Annotated in this window: 15 protein-coding genes and 4 pseudogenes; 13 read left to right on the forward strand and 6 right to left on the reverse strand. The window is 55.6% G+C overall.

The features are described from left to right. Positions 1-20: 20 nt before the first annotated feature. The 8 genes and pseudogenes from tssF to tssM all read left to right on the forward strand — a co-directional run bounded on the left by tssF (position 21) and on the right by tssM (position 12,864). Positions 21-1,808, forward strand: a complete 1,788-nt coding sequence (tssF, locus tag AC4ANE_RS13230; protein WP_002553525.1) for a type VI secretion system baseplate subunit TssF — start codon at positions 21-23, stop codon at positions 1,806-1,808. Next, on the forward strand, positions 1,772-2,800 hold the full coding sequence (tssG, locus tag AC4ANE_RS13235; RefSeq protein ID WP_002553526.1) for a type VI secretion system baseplate subunit TssG: 1,029 nt from the start codon (positions 1,772-1,774) through the stop codon (positions 2,798-2,800). The genes tssF and tssG overlap by 37 nt, the downstream gene beginning before the upstream one ends. Next, positions 2,788-5,382 (forward strand): type VI secretion system ATPase TssH, encoded by a 2,595-nt coding sequence (gene tssH, locus AC4ANE_RS13240; protein WP_031596000.1) that lies wholly within the window; start codon positions 2,788-2,790, stop codon positions 5,380-5,382. The genes tssG and tssH overlap by 13 nt, the downstream gene beginning before the upstream one ends. Position 5,383: 1 nt before the next feature. Then, positions 5,384-6,325, forward strand: a pseudogene (locus AC4ANE_RS13245) (sigma-54 interaction domain-containing protein); the annotation flags it as partial. A 321-nt stretch (positions 6,326-6,646) separates the two neighbouring features. After that, complete coding sequence (tssJ, locus tag AC4ANE_RS13250; protein WP_031595999.1) at positions 6,647-7,147, forward strand: type VI secretion system lipoprotein TssJ; 501 nt, start codon at positions 6,647-6,649, stop codon at positions 7,145-7,147. Next, a complete protein-coding gene (tssK, locus tag AC4ANE_RS13255; RefSeq protein ID WP_031595998.1) occupies positions 7,144-8,475 on the forward strand; it encodes a type VI secretion system baseplate subunit TssK in 1,332 nt (443 codons plus the stop codon). Before tssJ ends, tssK begins: the two co-directional genes overlap by 4 nt. Positions 8,476-8,483: 8 nt before the next feature. Further along, positions 8,484-9,347 (forward strand): type IVB secretion system protein IcmH/DotU, encoded by an 864-nt coding sequence (icmH, locus tag AC4ANE_RS13260; protein WP_005734665.1) that lies wholly within the window; start codon positions 8,484-8,486, stop codon positions 9,345-9,347. A gap of 13 nt (positions 9,348-9,360) precedes the next feature. Next, the gene (gene tssM / locus AC4ANE_RS13265; RefSeq protein ID WP_031595997.1) at positions 9,361-12,864 is read left to right on the forward strand and encodes a type VI secretion system membrane subunit TssM; all 3,504 of its coding nucleotides are present in this window, start codon (positions 9,361-9,363) and stop codon (positions 12,862-12,864) included. Between the two features lie 43 nt (positions 12,865-12,907). On the opposite strand, the gene AC4ANE_RS13270 is transcribed toward tssM, so the two are convergent. Continuing rightward, entirely contained in the window at positions 12,908-13,366 is a 459-nt protein-coding gene (locus tag AC4ANE_RS13270; protein ID WP_002553533.1) for a metallophosphoesterase family protein, read from the reverse strand. A 123-nt stretch (positions 13,367-13,489) separates the two neighbouring features. Beyond that, on the reverse strand, positions 13,490-14,506 hold the full coding sequence (locus tag AC4ANE_RS13275; RefSeq protein ID WP_002553534.1) for a zinc-dependent alcohol dehydrogenase family protein: 1,017 nt from the start codon (positions 14,504-14,506) through the stop codon (positions 13,490-13,492). A gap of 181 nt (positions 14,507-14,687) precedes the next feature. Between AC4ANE_RS13275 and AC4ANE_RS13280 the strand changes: the two genes are divergently transcribed. After that, positions 14,688-15,587, forward strand: a complete 900-nt coding sequence (locus tag AC4ANE_RS13280; protein ID WP_031595995.1) for a LysR family transcriptional regulator — start codon at positions 14,688-14,690, stop codon at positions 15,585-15,587. A gap of 58 nt (positions 15,588-15,645) precedes the next feature. On the opposite strand, the gene AC4ANE_RS13285 is transcribed toward AC4ANE_RS13280, so the two are convergent. Next, positions 15,646-16,224 carry an ATP phosphoribosyltransferase regulatory subunit gene (locus tag AC4ANE_RS13285; protein WP_002553536.1) on the reverse strand — a complete coding sequence of 193 codons (579 nt, stop codon included), beginning with the start codon at positions 16,222-16,224 and terminating at the stop codon, positions 15,646-15,648. A 309-nt stretch (positions 16,225-16,533) separates the two neighbouring features. After that, a complete protein-coding gene (locus tag AC4ANE_RS13290; RefSeq protein WP_002553537.1) occupies positions 16,534-17,037 on the reverse strand; it encodes a GNAT family N-acetyltransferase in 504 nt (167 codons plus the stop codon). Between the two features lie 138 nt (positions 17,038-17,175). Here AC4ANE_RS13290 and AC4ANE_RS13295 point away from each other — a divergent pair, with 138 nt between their 5' ends. Both AC4ANE_RS13295 and AC4ANE_RS13300 read left to right on the forward strand, forming a co-directional pair. After that, positions 17,176-18,015 (forward strand): TauD/TfdA dioxygenase family protein, encoded by an 840-nt coding sequence (locus AC4ANE_RS13295; RefSeq protein WP_002553538.1) that lies wholly within the window; start codon positions 17,176-17,178, stop codon positions 18,013-18,015. 92 nt (positions 18,016-18,107) lie between these two features. Continuing rightward, a complete protein-coding gene (locus AC4ANE_RS13300) occupies positions 18,108-18,344 on the forward strand; it encodes a hypothetical protein (RefSeq protein WP_004661480.1) in 237 nt (78 codons plus the stop codon). Between the two features lie 66 nt (positions 18,345-18,410). Here the strand turns inward: AC4ANE_RS13300 and AC4ANE_RS13305 are convergent, their stop codons facing one another. Next, the gene (locus tag AC4ANE_RS13305; RefSeq protein WP_002553539.1) at positions 18,411-18,950 is read right to left on the reverse strand and encodes a BRO-N domain-containing protein; all 540 of its coding nucleotides are present in this window, start codon (positions 18,948-18,950) and stop codon (positions 18,411-18,413) included. Positions 18,951-19,342: 392 nt separating this feature from the next. Continuing rightward, a pseudogene (locus tag AC4ANE_RS13310) lies at positions 19,343-19,846 on the reverse strand (GAF domain-containing protein). Positions 19,847-20,078: 232 nt separating this feature from the next. Between AC4ANE_RS13310 and AC4ANE_RS13315 the strand changes: the two are divergent. Continuing rightward, positions 20,079-21,116: pseudogene (locus tag AC4ANE_RS13315) on the forward strand (methyl-accepting chemotaxis protein); the annotation flags it as partial. A 255-nt stretch (positions 21,117-21,371) separates the two neighbouring features. Further along, positions 21,372-21,971 (forward strand): annotated as a pseudogene (locus tag AC4ANE_RS13320) (methyl-accepting chemotaxis protein); the annotation flags it as partial. Positions 21,972-21,999: the final 28 nt, after the last annotated feature.

Raw genomic sequence — 21,999 nt, forward strand, 5'->3', positions numbered from 1 at the left:
CAAGATCCGGCAGGTGAGCATTGTCATTTAACCATTACTATCAAGAGGAGCTGATGGCCCTGCGTCAGTCGGGCCGGCAGTTTTCTGATCGGAATCCGGCATTGGCTTCTTTTTTGGGGCAGGCAGGTCAGGATCCCGACGTTGAACGGTTGCTTGAAGGGTTTGCTTTCCTGACGGGTCGTTTGCGTCAAAAACTCGATGATGATCTGCCTGAGTTGACTCATTCGCTTATGCAATTGTTATGGCCCAATTATATGCGACCGATGCCGGCAGTGAGCATGTTGCAGTTCGATCCGTTGATGGCTGTAGGGCCTGGCATAAGGGTCGAGCGCGATACCCCGGTAGAAAGTGAGCCCGTGAAGGGGCAGGTCTGTCAATTTCGTACCTGCTTTCCAACCGACATTCTTCCACTGAAGTTGGCAAATGTTTCCTACTCGGCCAGCGCGGAGGCGACGACTTTGACGTTGTCTCTGGAGATGACAGGTGACGGGCACCTGGGGGCACTGGAGCTGAATAGGCTACGCCTGCACTTTGCAGGCGATCGCGCTATTAGCCAAGCGCTGTATCTTGGCCTCATGCGCAAACTTAAAAGCGTTAAGATATTACTGTTGGATGAACAGGGCAAGCCGCTTCTGGATGGGGATGGCAAATCATATGAACTGAGCATTTCTGTAGATCAAGTACAGCCAGTGGGCTTTGCAGAAGATGAGTCATTGATCCCTTATCCGCTGAACACTTTTCGCGGTTATCGCTACCTGCAAGAGTATTTTTGCTTTCCGGAGAAATTCCTTTTTTCTGATATTGGCGGTCTTCAGATCATCGCATCAGTGAGTGAAGATGTATTGAAAGTTGCTCGTGGCTTTCAGCTGATCTTTGAAGTGCATGGCGAGGATATGCTGCATCTTCGGCCGAAGGTTGAACATATAAAATTATATTGCACACCCGTGGTCAACTTGTTCAAACAGGATGCACTCCCCATTTTGGCCGACGCACGACAGGATGAGTATCTGCTGATTCCTGCGCACTACGGTCATGGCAAGTGCGGGGTTTACTCGGTTGATACCGTCACCGGATGGCAGCCAGGAGGCAGGGGATATCAGAACTATGTGCCCTTTGAGTCCTTCGAACATGATCCGGCCGTCGATGTGCAGAGCAACGCCCCTTATTACAGCGTGCGTCATCGTGACTCCGTAGCGCATGGAGGGCTGGATACTTACCTGAGTTTCGATACGCGTGGCGACCGAGACAACGAAACGATCTCGATTGGATTGACCTGCACCAACCATAATCTTCCACAGCAGATCAGGGCCGGCGGGATATGCAAGCCGTGCGAAGGCACTCCAGACTTCCTGCGGTTCAGAAATATTACACCAGCAACTAAAAGCTATGCGCCGCCGATTGGACGTGACTTTCTATGGCGCGTCATTAGTAACATGTCGCTGAATTATCTGTCTCTGGCAAGTATCGAAGCTTTAAAGGTCATTATCGAGACCTACGACTTGCCGCGTTATTACGACAAGCAAGCGGAGAAGGTCAGTCAGCATTTGTTAAGTGGGCTGAAATCGATACGTCACCAGCACGTTGATCGCTTGCATGATGGCCGGCCGGTGCGAGGCATTAAAACCGAGCTGCTCATTGCCCCTGGCGCGCTTGCAGACGAAGCCAGTCTGTTTCTGTTTGCGTCAGTCCTAAACGAATTCTTTGCGCTTTATGCCAGTTTGAATTCTTTCCATGAACTGCATGTAAAAACCGCTCAGGGAGGTGGTTACGAATGGACGCCACGCATGGGGCAGCAGCCGCTGCTCTGACTACGCTCAGTCAGCATATACGGGAATATTCCGTGTATCAGGCGATACCTTTGATCCTCGGGGTTTTACGTGAAGTTCACCCGGATGCCGATGATGAGCAACTGCATGCTTTTCTTGAATTAAGGGCAAATCCCAGTCTTGGATTTCCCTGTAGCGACATAGAACGTCTGGATTTTTTTCATGAGCACACTGACCTGTATGTCCGGTTGTACCTCAACGTGATGAGCCTGGTCGGGTCCGGTTCACCGCTGCCGGCTTTCTATGCCGAGCAGGCGTTGGGGGAACGGGACAAGCCTAATGCCACTCGGGATTTCCTGGATATTTTTAATCATCGCCTGCAAAAACTGATGTTGCCTGTCTGGCGCAAGTACCGCTATCACGCGGTATTCGCCAGTGGCGCAACCGATCCTTTTTCCGAACATCTCTTTGCATTGATCGGTTTACATGGCGCGCGCATTCGAGAAACAACCGAGTTGAACTGGAAGCGGCTGTTGCCCTATCTGGGGCTCTTGAGCCTGCGTGCTCATTCTGCCGCGTTGATCGAGTCGGTGCTTCGTTACTACTTCAAGCATGCCCGGATGTTCATCGAACAATGTGTTGAGCGAACGGTTGAGATCAGTCGTGCTCAGCTCAATTGCCTTGGCAAAGCCAACAACCAGCCAGGGCGGAATATGGTGCTGGGTGTTCGTGTTCCAGATCGGAGTGGCAAGTTTCGCATTCATATAAAACAGCTTGATTGGGAGCGCTTCCACGAATTTCTACCCGCCGGCCGGAGCTACCAACCGTTGGGCGCACTTGTGCGGTTCACGTTGCGCGATCCACTGGATTACGACGTTTGTCTCGAGCTTCTTAATTCGGATATCAGGGATCTGCGCATTGGCCAATCGAACACTTGCCACCTGGGTTGGACCAGTTGGCTCGGGCGCGAGCATGCCCAAGGGCTTGTGACGTTCAACAGACCGACTAATAAGGACTATTCATCATCGATGTAGACCTGCAGCAGCTCGTCAGAGCCCTTGATGCCCCTACACGCAGCGAGCTTGAGGGGGCCGCCGAACGTTGTGTTTCCAGAGGCAGTAGTAAAATTTCGGTTGAGGATCTGCTGGTTGCCCTACTGGAACGGCCTGATGGAATGCTTGCGCGTGCGCTGCTGGAGGCCGATGTTGCAGCTGACGAATTTGCAGGCTTCCTTCGCCAGCCGATCGAGCAAAGTGCAATCCGTAACCCGGTATTCTCTGCCGAGCTTGTTCAGTGGCTTCAAGACGCGCTGTTGATTTCCAATCTGGATTTGGGCGAAAGCCTCATTGACCAGGCTGCGTTGATTCTTGCCTTGCTGCGCAATCCTTCGCGCTATGCGGACCGTCCATACCAGCCGTTATTGGGCAGGATCAACATTGAACGCTTTCGCGATTACGCCCTTGCCCAGCAATCACCGGACGTCGCAAAGCCAGCCCTGAATCAAAGTGAATCGCTACTTGCACGTTTCACTCATAACCTGACGCAGCAGGCCCGAGAGGGTTTGCTGGATCCCGTACTATGTCGTGATGACTGCTTGCGCCAGATGGTCGACATACTGGCTCGTCGACGCAAGAACAATCCGATTGTGGTGGGCGAGGCGGGTGTCGGCAAAACCGCAGTTGTCGAGGGACTGGCGCTGCGGATCGTTCATGGTGAAGTGCCTGATCTGTTGAAGAATGTCGAGCTACTGTCGCTGGATATGGGGTTGCTCCAGGCGGGCGCCAGTATCAAGGGTGAGTTCGAGCGTCGTTTGAAGGGGGTCATTGAGGAAGTCCAGTCTTCACTCAGGCCTGTCATTCTGTTCATTGACGAAGCCCACACGCTCATCGGGGCCGGTGTTCAGGCCGGAGGGTCGGATGCGGCCAACCTGTTGAAGCCTGCGCTGGCACGCGGGGAGCTGCGTACCATTGCAGCGACAACGTGGGCCGAATACAGACAATATTTCGAAAAGGATCCGGCGCTTGCACGTCGCTTTCAACCGGTCCGCGTAATGGAACCCACGGTGGGGCAGGCCATCACCATTCTGCGTGGGCTCGCGCCGTTATATGAACGCAGTCATGGCGTCTATCTGCGCGATGACGCTGTGGTTGCCGCTGCCCGGCTTTCGGCCCGCTACCTTTCCGGGCGTCAGTTGCCGGATAAGGCAGTTGACCTGCTCGATACAGCGTGTGCTCGTGTGCGAATCGGTCTGGTTGCCGTGCCTGAACGTCTTGAGCATCTGCGAGGTGAACTTGCTCGGCAACGAAGGCATTTCGAGGCAATACAGCGTGATGCCAATGCCGGGTTGTCGGTTGATGAAAGCTTGCTGAATACGCTGGTTTCTGACCTGTCACTAATGCAGAGCGACGCGGATGCGCTTGAGTGCAGGTGGGTTGATCAACTCGCAGCCGTCAAGCGGCTCATTAATCTGCGCAGTCAACTGGCCGACCGAAAAGTACAGCAGGCAGGCGAGGGTAGCGACTCTCAATACACGCAGGCGCTGGAGTCCGAGTTGACTGAGGTCCGACAGGCCCTGATCGATACGCAAGTGAATGAGCGTCTGGTGAGCTTTGAAGTGTGCCCCAGACTGATCGCAGAAGTGGTGAGTGCCTGGACTGGAATTCCGGTGTCGCGATTGGCTCAGGAACACAGTGAACGGATTGACCGCTTCTCTTCAGAACTACGTTTGCGCATCAGGGGCCAGGAGCAGGCGATGCAGACCATCGAGAAATCGGTGAGGGCATCGGCTGCCGGTTTGAACAAACCCGGTGCCCCAACCGGAGTATTTCTTCTGGTAGGGCCCAGCGGGGTCGGCAAAACCGAAACAGCTATTGTTCTGGCTGACCTGCTGTATGGCGGCGAGCGTTTTCTCACGACGATCAACATGTCCGAATTTCAGGAGAAACACACCGTTTCCCGTTTGATCGGCGCACCGCCGGGCTACGTCGGTTATGGCGAGGGAGGCATGTTGACTGACGCTGTTCGACAGAAGCCTTACTCGGTGATTCTACTTGATGAGGTGGAGAAGGCGGACCCGGATGTACTGAATCTGTTCTATCAGATCTTCGATAAAGGCGTAGCCAACGACGGAGAGGGCCGGGAAATCAATTTTCGCAACACACTCATTCTGATGACCTCCAACCTCGGCGCCGAGGTGATCCATGCCAACTGCCACGAGAGCACGCTCCCGGATGCCAAACAGCTGGCGATGCGGCTAGAGCCAGTACTCAGCGCACATTTCAAACCGGCATTGCTGGCCAGAATGCGCGTTGTGCCTTACTACCCCATCACGGGTGTAGCGCTTCGTGAACTGGTCGAACTAAAGCTGAGTCGCCTTGGAGAGAGACTTGAATCCCGTGGCCTCACCTTCAGCTACTCGCAGAGTCTGGTTTGTCATCTGCTGGAGCATTGCACACAAAGCCACAGCGGCGCCCGACTGATCGATCAGTTACTCGAGTCCTCCCTGACCCCGTTGATAGCGGACCGTTTGCTCAGCGCCATGAGCAGCGGTAAAGCCTTATGCAGGGTTCATGCGACGCTGGACAGCTCAGGCGGAGTTGTCTGTGAATTCGAATAACTATGGGCTTACAGGACGTAGCGCTGCCCTGGGCCGAACAACCCATCTTCTGGGCAAGATTCTCGACAGCACCTGCACTGTATTGCTTACTGGCGAGACCGGAACGGGTAAGGAGGTCGTGTCTCGTGCTATCCACGAGTACGGACCTCGCCGTTCCAACGCATTTGTTGTACAGAATTGCGCTGCGTTTCCCGAAGCTCTTTTGGAAAGCGAGCTGTTTGGCTATTGCAAAGGGGCGTTTACCGGCGCTGATCGTGATCGACCTGGTCTGTTCGATGTTGCTCATGGCGGCACGCTTCTACTCGACGAAATTGGCGATATGCCGATGCTGCTGCAAGCAAAGCTACTGCGAGTGTTACAGGAAGGAGAGATTCGGCCGCTGGGCGCCAACAAGGTTCGCAAGGTCGATGTGCGAATCATTGCCGCTACTCATCGCGATTTGCCAACGCTCATTGCAGAAGGGCGTTTTCGTGAAGACCTTTACTACCGTCTGGCACAGTTTCCCATTGAGCTTCCTCCGTTACGTCAACGCGTGGGTGATATAGAAATATTGGCCCGGCATTTTTCCGATAAGGCATGTCAGCACTCACAACGAGATCCGGTGCAATGGTCGCGGGCTGCCGTGACTGCTTTATCGGGATACGCCTTTCCGGGCAACGTTCGACAGTTGAAGGGGTTCGTCGAGCGGGCAGTGTTGTTATGCGAAGACGGTGAGTTGAAACCGGAAAACTTTCCCATCCCCGCCAACCCGATAAGCAATCCGACTTGCCTTTCGCTACGTGAGCGCATCGAACAGTTCGAACGCGACGTACTGCTTGAGTGTTTGCGCGATTGTAACGGCAACCGGAGTCGTGCAGCACGCACTCTCGGGGTGTCACGACGCACGCTGCTTTATCGCCTGGCGCATTTGAAGATCGGTGCTGCTCACGGACGGCCTGATTAACTGCTGAATCACCACGATTGCCTAACTCATTATCTGGGACCTTTTTCCAATGAACGTTCATTGTCGGCGCTCTGCGCCTTTTGTGCTCGCTGCGATGATTTGCCTTGGAGGGTGCACTGGCCATTTCAAGTTCAGCGATGATCAATACCGGGCTTTGGGCAGCCCTGAACCCACCAGCCGAAACGAAGTAGTAGACGAATCGAGTGTGGGGCTCCTGGACATTGCCCACCCCCGTGTCAGCGCATTCTATGGGCGTGAGCTGTCATGAGCCGCCGTTCGGTTGTATCGCTGCCTCCATCAGGATTTACAGGGCTGAATTCAATGAATCTTCACGTTAGCCGAGTCAAACGGTCACTGTTGTTACTGCTGCTACTCATGCTCAACGGTTGTTCAGCTCTCTCTCCGTACTCAACGCAAACCCGTATGGATATTCGACTGAATGCAGACAATCAGCTTAACCCTGATGTCAATGGCAGGCCCTCGCCGATTGTTCTCAAGGTCCTGGAACTCAGGCGTCCGGTGACCTTCGAGAATATGGATTTCTTTTCGCTTTACCAACGGACTGTTCAGGCACTCGGGCAAGACCTGATTGCAAGCGAAGAGTTTGAACTTCGTCCAGGCGAGAGTATTGAACTGAAGCTGAAACTGGATCAAGGCAGTCGTTACATCGGTGTACTGGCTGCCTATCGAAATTTGCCGGAAACCCAATGGCGTCACGTGATCAAGGTTCACCCCAAACAGCAGAATCGAGCCGTTTTCGTACTGGGTGAATCCGGCCTTCAACGGGCAGATAGCCAGACAGGCACAGGAAATCCGACATGAACGCGCACAAGGTTATCTGGCAGGAAGGCATGTTGCTGCGGCCGCAGCACTTTCAACATAACGATCGTTACTACGACCATCAATTGCGGGTTCGCACTCAGTTGGCGGGCGCCTACAACTGGGGGTTCACAGCCCTTGAAATTGATCCGCATTTTTTGGGCTCGGGACAGATCGTACTTGCTCAGGCCTCGGGTATCCTGCCGGACGGTAGCGTGTTCGACATACGCGACCGTAACAGTCCATTGGCGCTGGATATTCCTGCAAACACTTCAAACATGCCAGTGTACATAGCGCTGCCGACAATGGCGGGTAATTGCATTGAGACACGCAGCCACGAACAGCCGGAGGTGATCGCACGCTTTACAGCCTACGCAACGGATGTTTTGGATTCGAACGCCGGAGCAGACTGTTCCACTTCGGTGTTATGCGCGCGCCCGGAATTTCGTCTGTTAGTGGGAGAACCTCGCGGAGAGCACGCCTACACCTTGCTCAAGTTGGGGCATATTCTTATCTGCAGCCCTGACAAGGCAATAACGCTGGACACCGGTTTTTCACCGGCCTTCATCAACGCCAGTGGTTCACGCTACTTGATGTCGTGCCTCAAGGAAGTTGTAGGTCTGCTGCAGCATCGAGGCGACATCATCGCCGAGCGCATCGGTACATACGGCCAGGCGCGTGGTGCAGAGACGGGCGATTTCATGATGTTGCAACTGATTAATCGCAACGCGTTGGTACTTCAACACTATCTCACTACCCGGCAGGTGCACCCCGAAGAACTGTATCGGGCGCTGTTATCTCTTTTTGGCGAGTTGTCGACGTTCGGCGATGAAAGCAGACGTCCTCGACTGGAGGGCAGCTATCAGCACAGTGATCAGGGCGCAACGTTCAAACGTTTAATGTTTGCCATACGACAAATGCTGTCGATGGTTCTCGAGCAGCACGCGCAGGAGCTTGAGTTGCAGCCCAGGCAGTACGGCGTTCTGGTCTCGCCTCGGGTGGATCGTGAGTTGCTGGGGGATGCCTCATTTGTCATTGCCGCTCGTGCTGATTGCGATACCGAAGAGCTGCGTGGGCGACTGCCTTCGCACCTCAAAGTGGGCTCTGTGGAAAGTATTCGCGAACTGGTGAGTCTGCACCTGCCGGGTATGCGGCTCAGGCCGCTGCCTGTGGCTCCGCGGCAAATACCGTTTCACGCTGCAAAAGCCTATTTCATTCTCGATATCGATGACCGGGACCAAAGCGGAATCGATAAGTCAGGGGGATTTGCTTTCCATGTATCAGGTGAATTTCCGGGGCTTGAGTTGCAGTTCTGGGCGATCAGAAATTGAGCAGAGTGATGGATATGCAAAGCAGTCGCGAAGACCATGCCGTTACCTATGGTCGGGACAATGTCTGGCCGGGTGATGACATGTTCACGAGTCCCCACGATGCGAATCTTTTCGAAGGTCTGCAGGAACGGTTGATCAACAACACCCGGCAGGTAGCCGAAAAGCGGGTCAGTATCCATGTCAATCCGCTGGTCGCTGCTGCGAGCGAATTGCTGGCTCAGGTGTCCAGGCTGTCTGCAGCCGAAGACTTTGGCGATATTGCGCTGCTGAACGTACAGCTGTCGGACCAGATCAAGCTGTTCGAGGCCGAGGGTCGGCGAAACGCTATAGAAAATGATCAGCTGTTGGCTGCGCGCTATGTGCTGTGTACGGTCGTGGATGAAGCTGTGTTGAACACGCCCTGGGGCAGCAAGAGTGACTGGTCGAAGATCAGTCTGCTGAGCCGTTTTCACAAGGAGACATTTGGCGGCGAAAAATTCTTTCAACTCCTCGAAAAGCTTTCTGCCAGTCCGTTCAAGCATCTGCCCATGCTCGAGCTGATGTACCTGTGTCTGGCGCTCGGGTTCGAGGGGAAATACCGCTCGCACCGCCTTAATGGCCATGAACTGGAAGACATCCGCGACAGCCTTTATCGGCAGATAAGGCATGTGAGAGGCGACGTGTCCCGAACTCTTTCACCTCGCTGGCAGGGCGCACAGTCCAGGGCTTCTGAACGGCTGCGTGTCGTACCGGTATGGCTGGTCGTGCTGTTCACCGTTATCAGCCTGGCTGTGCTGTATTGCGGATTTACCTGGGTACTCGGCGAGCAGCGTGAGGTCGTACTCAAATCCTATCAGCCAGCGTATCTGGCAGCGCTTGAGCTCCGATCTTGAAATGAGAAATGCAATGAAAACCCTGCTCAAAAAATTCATCGCGCTGCTGTGCAGTACCTGGGCCTGGTCGCTGCTGTTGGTGCTTGTGCTGGCTGCATGTATCTGGATGTTCGGGCCACTGCTGGCGGTGGCGGATAACAGGTTTTGGGATAGCCCCATTGCGCGTCTCGTATCGATCAGTGTGTTGTTTCTGGTCTGGGGCCTCGGGATTGTCTTCAACAACTGGCGCATTGGTTTGCAGAAAAAACAGGCGCAAGACAGCCATGCAGGTCACGAACTTCTGCGTAAGTCTGTCGCCGTGGAAAAAGAGCACCTGGAGCTTGTCAGTCGTTTCAAGGATGCCCTGCGCGTGCTCAAGGATTCTGCGCTGTATGGCGAATTGGGTGCCCGGGGTCGAGTCGAGCTGCCGTGGTATGCACTGATCGGCCCGCAGGGCAGCGGCAAGACCAGCCTGCTGGATTTTTCCGGACTCGACTTTCCCCTCGACAGGGTCGGGCGCAAACTGACGCACGACACGAGCAGCACCAGCAGTTGTGGCTGGTATTTTACCGAGCAGGCTATTTTGCTGGATACATCGGGCCGCTATCTTGACCAGCCTGTACCCGAGGTCGACGGCAGCGCCTGGATGACCCTTCTGGGGTTGTTACGGGGCCGTCACCGCGTACAGCCGCTCAGCGGTGTGCTGGTGACATTGCCAGTGGACATTTTGGTTGACGAGCGTGACAAGCGTCTGGAGAAACTGGCTGAAGATGTGCGCGCGCGCCTGGACGAAGTTTTTCAGCAGCTGCATGTTGATGTACCGGTTTATCTGATACTGACCAAGGCCGATTCGATAGCAGGTTTCGATGATTTTTTTGATCAACTGTCTCGCGAGGAGAGTGAGCAGGTCCTTGGGGGCACATTTCAAAACGGTCAGAGTGGCACTGATAGCGGTGTTCTCATTCAGGAGTTTGAAACGTTGCTGCAACGGCTTGGCAGCCAGGTCATCACCCGCATTCATCAGGAACGAGACAGCCAGCGCCGCGGCAAAATGCTTGAATTCCCCAACTTGCTTGGAGGTATCGCACACAGACTGGGTGTTTTTGTCGAACTCGCGTTCTCCGGAAATCGCTATCAGCGCGCCAGTCACCTTCGTGGGTTCTATCTGACCCGTGCGCCGCAACTTGCTCAGAGCTCCCAAAGAGCTGATGGGGAGGTTGGTACCGGATTACAGGTTCCACAACCTGGAAAAGCACGGTTCATTCATGATCTGTTGCGACATGTGATTTTCCCTGAGTCCGATCTCGCTGTGCTCAACAAGGAAGCACGCGGAAAGATTCTTTGGCGTCAGAGGGCAGTGTATTGCGCTGCGCTATTGTTTTTGTCTGGGTTTGGTGTGCTATGGGCGACCGGTTTCAGTGCTAACCACGACCGGCTGGAACGGCTTCGTATTCTGGGTGAGCAGTGGGCGCAACAACGTTCATCGCTCACCGCCGAGGATGATCTACTGACAGTCCTTGATAGCCTGAACACCCTTTATCAGGCCGCTCAGGTATTTCCGGACAACAGCGATGTCACTCTGTATGAGCGCAACGGTCTTTATCAGGGCGAGCCTGCAAATGATGTGCTTTTGCGCGCTTATCATGCCCAGTTGCAGGGCCAGTTGCTGCCACGAGTGGTGCGGATGTTTGAAGCCCGCATAATGGCCAGCCTGCAGGATCGCGAGCAGTTACTGGACAACTTGCGCGCCTATCTGATGCTGGTTCAGCGTGAACACCGGATACCTTCTGCGCTGAAGGAGCGAGTGGCGACCGACTGGTCAATTCGTTATGTCGGGCATGCACAGGCTCAGCACGAGTTGAATCAGCATTTTGGGCGTTTGCTCGAACAGTCTTTTGCCTATCCGCTAAACGACGCATTAGTGGCGCAGGCTCGGCAGGTGCTGCGTAACGAATCCTTCGCCAACGTGGTTTATCGGGTATTGCGTGAAAAAGCGCGTGTACTTCCGGACTACAGCCTTGGCCACAACACCGGCCCTCAGGCAAAGCATTTGGCTGGTACTGACTATCGGATTCCCGGGTTCTATACACGCCAGGGCTACGAGCAGTATTTCGTTACCCGTGGTACAGCCGTGGTAACTGAAATCATGCGTGACAACTGGGTCCTGGGTGAAAGTGAACAGTACAACGCACATCAGTTGCGAGCATTGATGGTCGAACTGGAAAAATTGTACTTTCGTGATTACGCCGATCATTGGGCCGAAGCGATCGGTCGGGTTTCACTGCAGCCCTTTGAAGGAGCCAGCCAGGCTGCCGTGCAACTGGCCGGGCTGACGGCAGCGCATTCGCCTTTGCTGCAGTTGCTGGTCGAGGTGCGTGACAACACACTTTTCCCCGTCCTTGCAGACAGTCTCGGAGCTATGAAAGCCGAGGCTGAAAAGATTGCACCGGGCCCTGTGGCGCTCACCCAGGTTGCTGCGATTGGCGATACGTTGCAGCAGACCGTTACCGATAGCCTGCCCACAATGGCGAAGCAATCATTGCAGCGTCGCTTCGATCCTTTGCACCGCTTGCTGGATGACGAGAATGGTCCTGCCGCCGATCTGATTACAGCATTGAACGCCATTAATGAATTGCAGATGCAAATGGCCGCATTGGGTCGCTCCGGTCAGCCTGAACTGGCGGCCTACGAGATGGCAAAGGGACGAATGTCTGGACAGCGAGACGCCTTGAGCAATCTGCGTAATGCCGCGACTGTGTTACCCCAGCCTCTGGGCGGCTGGTTGAGCGCGTTGGCTGAAGATACCTGGAGCTTTGTGCTGTATCAGTCTCACCATTACCTCAACCAACGCTACAAGGCAGAGCTTTACAGTTTCTATGAACAGTCTCTCGCCAAACGCTATCCATTCCATGCGCACAGCAGCAGTGATGTAGCGCTTAATGATTTTCGCGAGTTCTTCGGCGCGCAGGGCATAGCCGAGCGCTTCTTCGATAGCTACCTGAAGCCCTTCGTCAGTGGCGATCCTGGTCGTTATCGACTGCGCACGATTGACGGCTATAGTCTGCCGATGAGTCGCGCTTATCTGGATCAGATGGCGGGTGTTTATAAAATCCGCAGTAGCTTCTTTGCTCACCGCACGCAGGAACCGCAGGTGCAATTCACTCTAGAACCTCACACCCTCGACCCTGCTGTACGCCGCGCTCAGTTCCGTTTGGGTGATCAGTCACTTGAGTATCGTCACGGCCCCATCGTACCGATGTTATTCAGGTGGCCCGCTGATACTGAGGATGGACGTACAAGTCTGGTGATGGAAGGCATGGTCGGCCGGCCGCTGGGCATCGAAAAGAATAGCGGCCCATGGTCGCTGTTCCGCCTCTTTGACCTGATGCAGACCGAGCCCCTGAAGGGCCGTGATGTACTTGTGCTCAAGGCCGATGTCGGAGGCATGCGGGCCAACTACCTGTTGTCGAGCCAGCGTGCGCCGAATCCTTTTGATATGAGTGCATTACGCGATTTTCGTATGCCTGCTCAGTTGTGATGATATTCAGATGGGCTCTCACACTTGATGCCTATCTGAATTGTCAGTCAACCAACTGCACCAGCGTCGGCTCCATCGAATCCGCGCCCACCTCAAGCAACGCCAGCGTCACCGGCAACTTGAAACGCCGCCGCCCGGCGCTGCCCGGGTTCAGATACAGCGTGTCGCCGCGCCAATCGATGAGGGGTTTATGTGAATGGCCGGTAACGACCATTTTCACGCTGTCATCCAGTAGCGCCGGAACATCGGCGATGTCGTGAACCAGCAGGGTTTGCCAGCCTTCGATGTCGAAGCGCAGGTGATCGGCGATGTTTTTTGCCCACTCGGCGTCCTGGTCGTTGTTGCCGCGCACGATATGTAGCGGGGCGATGGCGCCGAGTTGCTCGACGATGTCCTGGCTGCCGATGTCACCGGCATGGAGGATGGCTTCGCAGCCCTCAAGCGCCGTAATGGCTTCAGGACGAAGCAGTCCGTGGGTGTCGGAAATCACGCCAACTTTCATCAGGGGCCTCGGGTCAGGAGCGGGGTAGGGAGGCAGTGTAACCCTTTGAGTTCGAATGGTTGATGGGGGACTGTGGCGTGCGACGCTCAGGAAGTATCCGCGCGTCGCAACCTCAATACCGTGTCAGGCCTGATCAACCTTGATTACCACCTTGCCAAACGCGCCTCTGGCCAAGTGCTCGTATGCCTCGAGAGCCTGCTCGAACGGGTAGACGTGATCGATTACCGGACGAATCTTGTGCTCGTTGAGGAAGGCGTTCATCCGGTCAAACGACGAGCGAGGTGCTACGGCGATACCGCGAAAGGTAGTCTGGCGGAAGATCATCGGCATCAGGTTCAGCGCCGAAGTCTGGCCGGTCAGAAAACCGATCTGCGCGATGCGCCCGCCCGCTTTGGTGGCCGCAACCGACTGATTGATGCCGTCGCCACCGGCTACGTCCAGTAACAGGTCCACACCCTTGCCGTCAGTGAGTCTCAGTACTTCGTCTGCCCACTCGGGATGGGTTCGATAGTTCACTCCGGCGACAGCGCCCAGCTTCTTCACCGCTTGCAGATTATCGTCCTTGCTGGAAGTCGCGATGACCTTGGCACCCAGGGCTGTCGCGATCTGCACAGCGAAGATCGATACGCCGCCTGAGCCCTGTACAAGGACAGTTTGCCCGGCTTCTATCTGACCGAAGTCAACCAGTGCGTACCAGGCCGTGAGTGCGGCAATCGGCAATGTGGCGGCTTCTTCATCCGACATGGCATCCGGTGCACGTACGGCACTGTCTTCATGGATGATCATGTATTCAGAAAGGCCACCCGGCAACGGCGAACCGAAGCAATAATCCGGTTCGTCCGGGCCTGGTGGGCCGTCGATCCAGCGCGAGTAGAGGTGCGAGTTCACGCGATCGCCTACTGAAAAGCGACTGACGCCTTCGCCTACCGCCACGACAGTACCGGCTGCATCGCTGACCGGAATCAATGGCTTGGGTACGCGATGCGGTTCGTAGATACCGTCGACGATGGCCTTGTCGCGAAAGTTGAGGGATACCGCACCGACTTTCACCAGCAGTTCACCTGCTTTGGGAACCGGCGTTTCAGCTTCTCCGAGCACCAGATTGTCGAGCCCGAAATCTTTTAACAGCCACGCTTTCATTCAATGTCTCCAGCAATCATGTTTGGGCTCACAGAGGCGGTTGCCTTGTGGGCGCTGAAGTCATTGTTGGTAAAACGCTGGTGCAGATAAATGGGCGCAAATCGACAGGATTGTTATCCTGCCAGGCAACAATGGCTCGGTATTTGTTCAGAGGGATTCGTCGGTGGACCTTTTACAGTCAATGCAGGTGTTCGCGAAACTTGCCGAGCTGGGCAGTTTTACTAAAGTGGCGGAGGCCACGCAGATAGGGCGTCCCCATGTGACCCGGATCATTCAGGACCTTGAAGCGTCGCTGGATGTCCGGCTGTTTCAACGTACGACCCGCAGCGTAAAACTCACTGCGGAAGGTCAGCGTTTTTACGAGCGCGTGAAGAACAATCTGGCTGATCTTGCCGAAACCACCTCCATGTTCGACCGAAACGGCTCGACCCTGCGGGGGCGGCTTCGGATTGATATCCCGGCAGCGTTCAGCCAGCGTAGTTTCATGGAGAGCCTGAAAGGGTTTACCCAGGCATTCCCCGAAATCGAGCTGGCGCTGGGAGTAACGGACCGCACGGTGGACCTGGTCGCAGAAGGCATCGACTGCGCGCTGCGCATCGGGGAGCTGCCCGATTCAAGTCTGGTGGTCAGGGAAATAGGCAGGGCCACGATGGTCACCTGCGCTGCGCCGTCCTACCTGCAAGCCTTCGGCACGCCGGAAACGCTGGACGAGCTGGCAGGTCATTGCGGGGTCAGCTTTCTGTCTGGTCAGAGCAATCGGCCGTTACCCTGGCATTTCTCGTTGAATGGCGACGACTTTCCTGTTCCGCCGCGTGGTGGCATTACTGTCAACGAGTCCAACGCCTATGTGCAGTGCGGCCTTGCCGGGTTCGGTATTCTTCAGGCTCCGGGCATTACCGTTGAGTCGTTTCTGGCCAGCGGAGAGTTGGTCGAAGTGCTTGAAGCGTTTCGCCCGTTGCCGCGCCCGGTTTCTGTACTGTACCCGAGCCGTACACACCTTGCGCCGCAGGTGCAGGCATTCGTCGCTTGGCTGAAAGAGCATTTTCCGAAACTTCATCCTCGTTGGTTTGAAGTACGCTAAATACGTGTAGCAGAGTAGAGAAGCGCCTCCTTGCAAAGGCGCTCCTGGCCAAGCGGGATTAATTACGCTCAAGCGCCAACACCAGCCGCTCCAGCCCGATGCCAAACCCGGCACCTTCCCTGTAGGCTCCGCCGCCGACCACCTGTTGCTGTGCGCCCAGGCGTGAGCAGCGTACCTCGAAGCCGTTGCCGTTCAGGTAGTAACTCAGGCCGCGTTTGACGGCGGTATTGAGTTCATAGTCCAGCCCCAGCGAGTCCAGAAAGCCTGTGCAGATGGTCTGGCTGCGTTGCAAGGCTTGCTGCGGTGACGGGCCGAGAATTTCCAGCCCCAACTGGGTGAACTCACGGTAGCGTCCGGCTTGCGGTCGCTCGTAGCGATAACAACGTGCGACATAGAAAAACACTGCTTCGCGTCGCCCGTTGAGCAGGGCTTCACTGCGCTCCTGGAACAGGGCCGTTGCTTCCGGGATCAGGCAACAGGCGCGTCCGGCCTTGTCGTTGAATGCCCACATCTGGCTGATGATCTCGCTGCCGCCGGCTTTTTCGATAAAAGTGTCCTCACCCCATAACGCGGGGACTATCGCTTCTTCAGCACCCGCTTCGATGAAGATAGCTCCGGAAACGGCTTTCTGTCTCACGCAGGGTTGCGGCTTCTGTTCCGGTCACGATGCGGGTTCCGCGTAGCATGGTCATGGTGGTGATCTCCGTTGTTTTCAGGTGGTTGTTTTCAAAGTAATAGGCAATAAAAAAGGCGCCGTGGGCGCCTTGGTTTGTTTCACTGATGGGTCAGAACGTGGATCTATGTCTGGCCAATCGATGAGCGCAAGCAACCGCGGCACCTGAGGTGGGGCCGTGAGGGTGATGTCGGTTACTTTTAAGGACTTGATTCATGGCTGATCCTTGCATGCTTTCGGCTATCGCTCAAGCGGTAGCTTCAGGAGCACCGCTCACCTCAGCCGCGCCATGCTCAAGGCATCGACGAATACGCCATCGCGCACGGCGTAGTTGCGCAGGCGTCCTTCCAGTTCAAAACCGTACTTGCGATAAAGGCCTTTTGCTGCCTCATTGTCGGCAAACACGGTCAGTTCTACCCGGTGCAGGTTCATCCAGTTGTCTGCGATGTCCAGCGCTGCCGCCAGCAGTTTCGAGCCGATGCCTTTGCCGTGCCAGGCCGACGCGACGCCCATGCCTATAGCGCCGACATGGCTTTGTCGGCTGCGCGAATATTGTTCCAGGCCGAGGCTGCCGATCACTTCGCCGCCACTCAGCGCGACCAGCTTCACATGTCGCTCTGTGCTGGCTGCCAGGCGTTTGCGCCACACTTCGATGGATTGATAAGGCATTTGCAGCACCTGACGACAGACTGCAGGCTCGTTGTAGAGCGCAGTAACGCCTTCAAGGTGGATTTCGGCCATGCGCTGAATGAGGATTTGCGGGGCAGGGGCGTGCACGTTGATTCATTCCTTGAACGGTCAGTGGCTGGCCAGTGTAAGGCGCAGGCAAGGTGTGCGGCCAGTCGGCTCAATAAGAGGTTGCGCAGATTTTTCCATAAGTGTACCGTTGTGTTCACTTATGAAGAGGGTCGCATCATGTTAGCCACTTCGCTCGTTCAGCTGTCCCAGGAGCCCATCAAGCCAGGTATTGGTACGCGTATTTTCAACAGCAAGCAGGAGCTGCTGTCGGGTCAATTCGCCGGGGAAATCCGGGAACTGTTGGAGCAGCGAGGTGTGCTGGTGTTTCCGCAGATTAATTTTTCCGATGCAGAGCAGATCGCTTTCACCCGTACGCTGGGCACTTTCTGTCCGGAAGCCAGTGATGGCCAGAACATCACCAAGATCAGCCTTGATGTCAAAGAGAACCCGGCAGGCGCTGAGTTTCTCAAGGGCTCGCTCTACTGGCATATCGACGGTACGAGCAGCGATGTGCCCATTCTGGCGTCGTTGCTGTCTTGCAAGGTGCCCGCCAGTTGGGGAGGCAATACCGGTTTCTGTAATACCTATGCGGCTTACGAGGCGTTATCGAGCGCTGATAAACAACATTACGAACGCTTACGAGTAATTCACGCGCCATGGGCATCGTTACTCTATTACAATCCCGAGCCTGGCCTTGCGATGCTCAAGGCCATGCAGGCTATCGGCGAGAAGGAGTTGCCGCTGGTCTGGAGGCACCGGTCCGGTCGTAAGTCGCTGATTCTGGGATGCACTGCGCAGCAGGTCGTTGGCAGCAGCCTGGCGCAAAGCGCGCAGATTCTGGTCGGCCTTCGCGAGTGGGCTACAGCCGAGGCGTTCAGTTATAGCCATGCGTGGCAGGCAGGTGATCTGGTGATATGGGACAACGCCGGCACCATGCACCGTGCGGAAGCTTACGACCCCGCGTGCGGGCGAATGATGCACCGCACCAAGTTGCAGGGCGAAGAGCCTTTCGAGTGATCTGCCGGGCGCGACACACGGGTGACGCCGTGGCTGTTATATCGAGTTGCTCATTGTGAGCTGAATCGTTTTGCCGGATTGGAGAAACGAGAATGTGCAGACCTAAAGAGCCCATCGCGGGCGTATTTCTACTGTTGGTTCTGGCGGCCGGAGGCTGGGTGGCTCAGGAGCCATTTCCTCATTTCGGGATTGATCTGCCTGCCGAGGCGTTATTGGACGGCGAGCGCCCGGTCAAACCTGTGTCGCCTCGACACCGAACGCAATTTGATGAAAGCCAGTTCAGTAGCGCCATGCTTGAACTCGTGCCCATGTACGCGACCGTAGAGTAAACCGTAGGCTGTGTACGAAAAGTCGGCCAGCGTGGCCACTTTTTGTACAGAGCCTGTTTGAAGCGCTCAAGCAGCCCGTTTGCCCAGCAACTTCAGGCGTTTCAGCCAGCCATCTTTCTTGCCGGTCGTCTGGACCTGAACGATTTCCGGCATGTCGCGCAACTTCACCCAGATATCCCCGCGCCATTGCAGCGTACTCAGGGTTGTGCCCTGCCACTGCATTTGGCAGTGAGTGGGGCCGTCGTTGTTGATATCAACGGGGCGGGCGCTCAGTGCGGGCAGCACGTCTTGCGTTAGCCAGCGTCGCAGGGCGCGGTTTTCCGGGATGTAATGGTGAATCAACAGGGCGAATACCGCAGACTCGCTGATCAGCAGGCATTTTTGCCATTCGCCGTGGGTCAACAACCATGCGGTGCGGCGCTGATCGGCGTCGAGCTTGCGGGTGTTGCGCTCGTCCAGACGCTTGCCCATCAGGCGGGCGATGTCCTCCAGCGGGAACCAGGCTTCTGCGTGCATGACAACAGCACGCAACATGCGACGGTGGCGCAGGAATAGGGTGGGCTCGTGGTTTTCGGTGCAGGGAAGAAGGGGGAATGGGAGATCCATTGATTAAACGCTCCATAGCGAACATAGAGCCCCAATCACGTCGCTAAACGAGAAGGTGGCAGCTGTGCGAAGGTTAGCGAACCGGTCTCTAATCTTTCGCACACCGGCAGACCCGAAGGTCTCCGACGCACAGCCGCCATAACGCGATGTTCATGTTGAGCATGAAACGCGATGTCGAGAATAGAGATTCGGATCGCTAAATCCGGCCGCTGATTTTGCAGCGACGGCGCACCTTAAATCCTCGATACAGCCCGCGCAAGCAACTGAAGTCTTCTCGGAAACTTCACACAGGGCGAAGAGATTTTTCAGTCGAGCGACTTCATCCTTTCCTGCAAAACCAACGCTTCGTCCGCATGAAACGTGTTTTTCACTCGCATCAAGCGGCAGCTACATCAGTCTGTTTCGCTGATGTTGGCGAAGAAAATACAGCCGATCAATCTGGCAAACAGAGTCAGTGTTTCCGCCAGATCGGGGTCGTCAAACAACGTCACGTCGGAGTCGAGCGCACATAGCGCGCCGTACAACTGTCCGTTCGGAAGATGGACCGGCACGCCTGCATAACTCTCGATGGCTTAGCGCTTTACCACCGGCCGGTTCGCGTAGCGGCCGTTTTTGCTGATCTGCGGTACGAACAACGCTTCGGGGTTGACGCAAAACTCACTGCACAGCGTGGTCTCCAGTTTGAACACGTCCCCATCGTCGATGCCCAGGTCAGTCGGGTCGTATACAGAACAGGCGATCCAATCCGCGTCGGTGAACTTTGCGATACCGGCAAAGCGCATGCCTGTCAGTCGGGTGACCAGCCTTAAAATGTTGGTCGTTGACTCTATTTCGGCAATCGCAGAACGTTCCTCTGTGGTCAGGCCGTCTCGAGAAGCTGTCAACTCCAGACTCATGCAATTCTCCGAAATACTCGATGTGTAGGTACAGCGGCCCATGCTAACCGACTGGCGTGAAAGGCCATACGGGTTATTCGACGAGTCGATGTTTATTTTCGAGCATGAATTTTGACGTCAACTTTTAAAGTTTGAAGCTGCCCCGCCGACAACTGTGGGTTGTATAAATGGCAAGGACAAGCCGCTTATAACCCCCACAATGACCAGACAAGAGCAATTTACGGTGAACGCTATGCTGAACAATATTTCTGTAAGGTCCAAGCTTGTGCTCGGGTTTGCCTTGGTCATTGTGCTGACCGTGTTGATTGCACTCACAGGCTGGACGGGGATCAGTTCGCTGAGCGAACGAAGCGAGAGGATTGCCGATATCGGCAAGCTGAGCACGCTGACCCGTGATGTCCGTATAGCCCGCCTGGCTTATGCGCTCAACTACGATGCCGAGCGCGCCAGCAACTGGCTGAAAGCTATCGATAGTCTCGAAAATCATGTGAAGTATGCGCAGAAAGTTTTCGACTCTCCGCTGAACACCCCGCTGGTAAATGCTTCTGCTGAAGCGATGAAGGATTATCGTGTCCACTACGATAATCTGATGCAGGCCACTGCCGCCCGCGAGGCGACCCGGTCAGTGTTTGGCCAGTACGCTGACGCAGCCGCTGACGATTTGCAGAAACTGAACGCCATTGCCCGATCAGATGACGGCAGCGCCTCGCAGCGTGACGACATTATTCAGGCGATGACGTTGTTTCAGAAAATGCGCTTCGACTTGCGTGGTTACACCTATTCCCTGAAAACCGAGAACCGGGCACCGGCTGAAACGTCGATGAACACGGTTATTAATTTTGTTAAAAATCTGAAAGGCTTCGATAGCCAGTCAGCGACGATCAAGCACCTTGTGGACGCTCTGCTCGGCTATCAGAACACGTTGAATCAGTTCACTGCGGCGCAGGACAAGATCGATCAGGCACAGGCAGGGATCAATAAAACTATCGCCATTCTGTTTGATTCTGCCGACAAGCTGTCAGCCAATCAGGTCAGTCTGAGAATAGAAGACGTGGGCGAGGCCAAGACCCTTCTGTCTGTCTGGCTGATTGCAGCGTTGATCATGAGCGCTTTGGCGGCCTGGGTTATCACTCGTCTTATCGTCGGCCCGTTGCTTGACACACTGAAGCTGGCCGAGCGTGTAGCGGATGGCGATTTGACGTACAACCAGCCGGTCACGCGCAAGGATGAACTGGGCTTGTTGCAAGGCAGCATGCTGCGCATGACCAGCAACCTGCGCGAGCTGATTGGCGGCCTGCGCGATGGTGTGACACAAATCGCCAGCGCAGCCGAACAGTTGTCGGCTGTCACTGAGCAGACCAGTGCCGGGGTGAACAGTCAGAAGAGCGAAACGGATCAGGTTGCCACTGCAATGCACGAAATGTCTGCGACTGTTCAGGAGGTCGCACGCAACGCAGAGCAGGCTTCCCATGCGGCGGTTAATGCTTCGAAGGAAGCCCGCGATGGCGAAGGTGTGGTTTCCAAGGCGGTTGCCCAGATCGAGAAGCTCGCGACTGAAGTCAAACACTCCAAATCTGCAATGGACGAGCTCAAGAGCGAAAGCAACAAGATTGGCGGCGTGCTGGACGTGATCAAGGCCGTTGCCGAGCAAACCAATCTGTTGGCGCTCAATGCTGCCATCGAAGCGGCGCGTGCAGGCGAAGCCGGACGAGGCTTCGCGGTGGTGGCTGACGAAGTAAGAAGCCTGGCCCAGCGCACGCAGACATCGACGGAAGAAATTGCTGCGTTGATCAGTGGCCTGCACAGCCGTACATCGCAAGTGGCTACGATTCTCGACAACAGCCAGGCTCTGACTGAAAACAGTGTCGAGCTGACGCGCAATGCTGGCGTTTCCATCAATAACATGACCCAGGCGATCTCGACCATCGAGACGATGAACCACCAGATTGCCGCTGCTGCCGAAGAGCAGAGTGCGGTTGCCGAAGAGATCAACCGCAGCGTTCTGAACGTGCGCGACATTTCCGAGCAAACGGCGTCCGCCAGTGAAGAGACCGCGGCGTCCAGCGTCGAGCTGGCGCGCCTGGGTGTGCATCTGCAGAGCATGGTCAGCCGATTCAAGGTCTGACCGGCAAACTCCGGTGCGGGCAGCAACG

Source organism: Pseudomonas sp. Pme6b (assembly GCF_058129925.1).

What these genes read in the sequence shown, in the direction of transcription:
- tssG (WP_002553526.1), top strand. Translation starts at nt 1,772, where the DNA reads ATGGACGCCACGCATGGGGCAGCAGCCGCTGCTCTGACTACGCTCAGT.
- tssJ (WP_031595999.1), top strand. Translation starts at nt 6,647, where the DNA reads ATGAATCTTCACGTTAGCCGAGTCAAACGGTCACTGTTGTTACTGCTG.
- tssK (WP_031595998.1), top strand. Translation starts at nt 7,144, where the DNA reads ATGAACGCGCACAAGGTTATCTGGCAGGAAGGCATGTTGCTGCGGCCG.
- icmH (WP_005734665.1), top strand. Translation starts at nt 8,484, where the DNA reads ATGGATATGCAAAGCAGTCGCGAAGACCATGCCGTTACCTATGGTCGG.
- tssM (WP_031595997.1), top strand. Translation starts at nt 9,361, where the DNA reads ATGAAAACCCTGCTCAAAAAATTCATCGCGCTGCTGTGCAGTACCTGG.
- AC4ANE_RS13270 (WP_002553533.1), bottom strand. Translation starts at nt 13,366, where the DNA reads ATGAAAGTTGGCGTGATTTCCGACACCCACGGACTGCTTCGTCCTGAA.
- AC4ANE_RS13275 (WP_002553534.1), bottom strand. Translation starts at nt 14,506, where the DNA reads ATGAAAGCGTGGCTGTTAAAAGATTTCGGGCTCGACAATCTGGTGCTC.
- AC4ANE_RS13280 (WP_031595995.1), top strand. Translation starts at nt 14,688, where the DNA reads ATGCAGGTGTTCGCGAAACTTGCCGAGCTGGGCAGTTTTACTAAAGTG.
- AC4ANE_RS13295 (WP_002553538.1), top strand. Translation starts at nt 17,176, where the DNA reads ATGTTAGCCACTTCGCTCGTTCAGCTGTCCCAGGAGCCCATCAAGCCA.
- AC4ANE_RS13300 (WP_004661480.1), top strand. Translation starts at nt 18,108, where the DNA reads ATGTGCAGACCTAAAGAGCCCATCGCGGGCGTATTTCTACTGTTGGTT.
- AC4ANE_RS13305 (WP_002553539.1), bottom strand. Translation starts at nt 18,950, where the DNA reads ATGGATCTCCCATTCCCCCTTCTTCCCTGCACCGAAAACCACGAGCCC.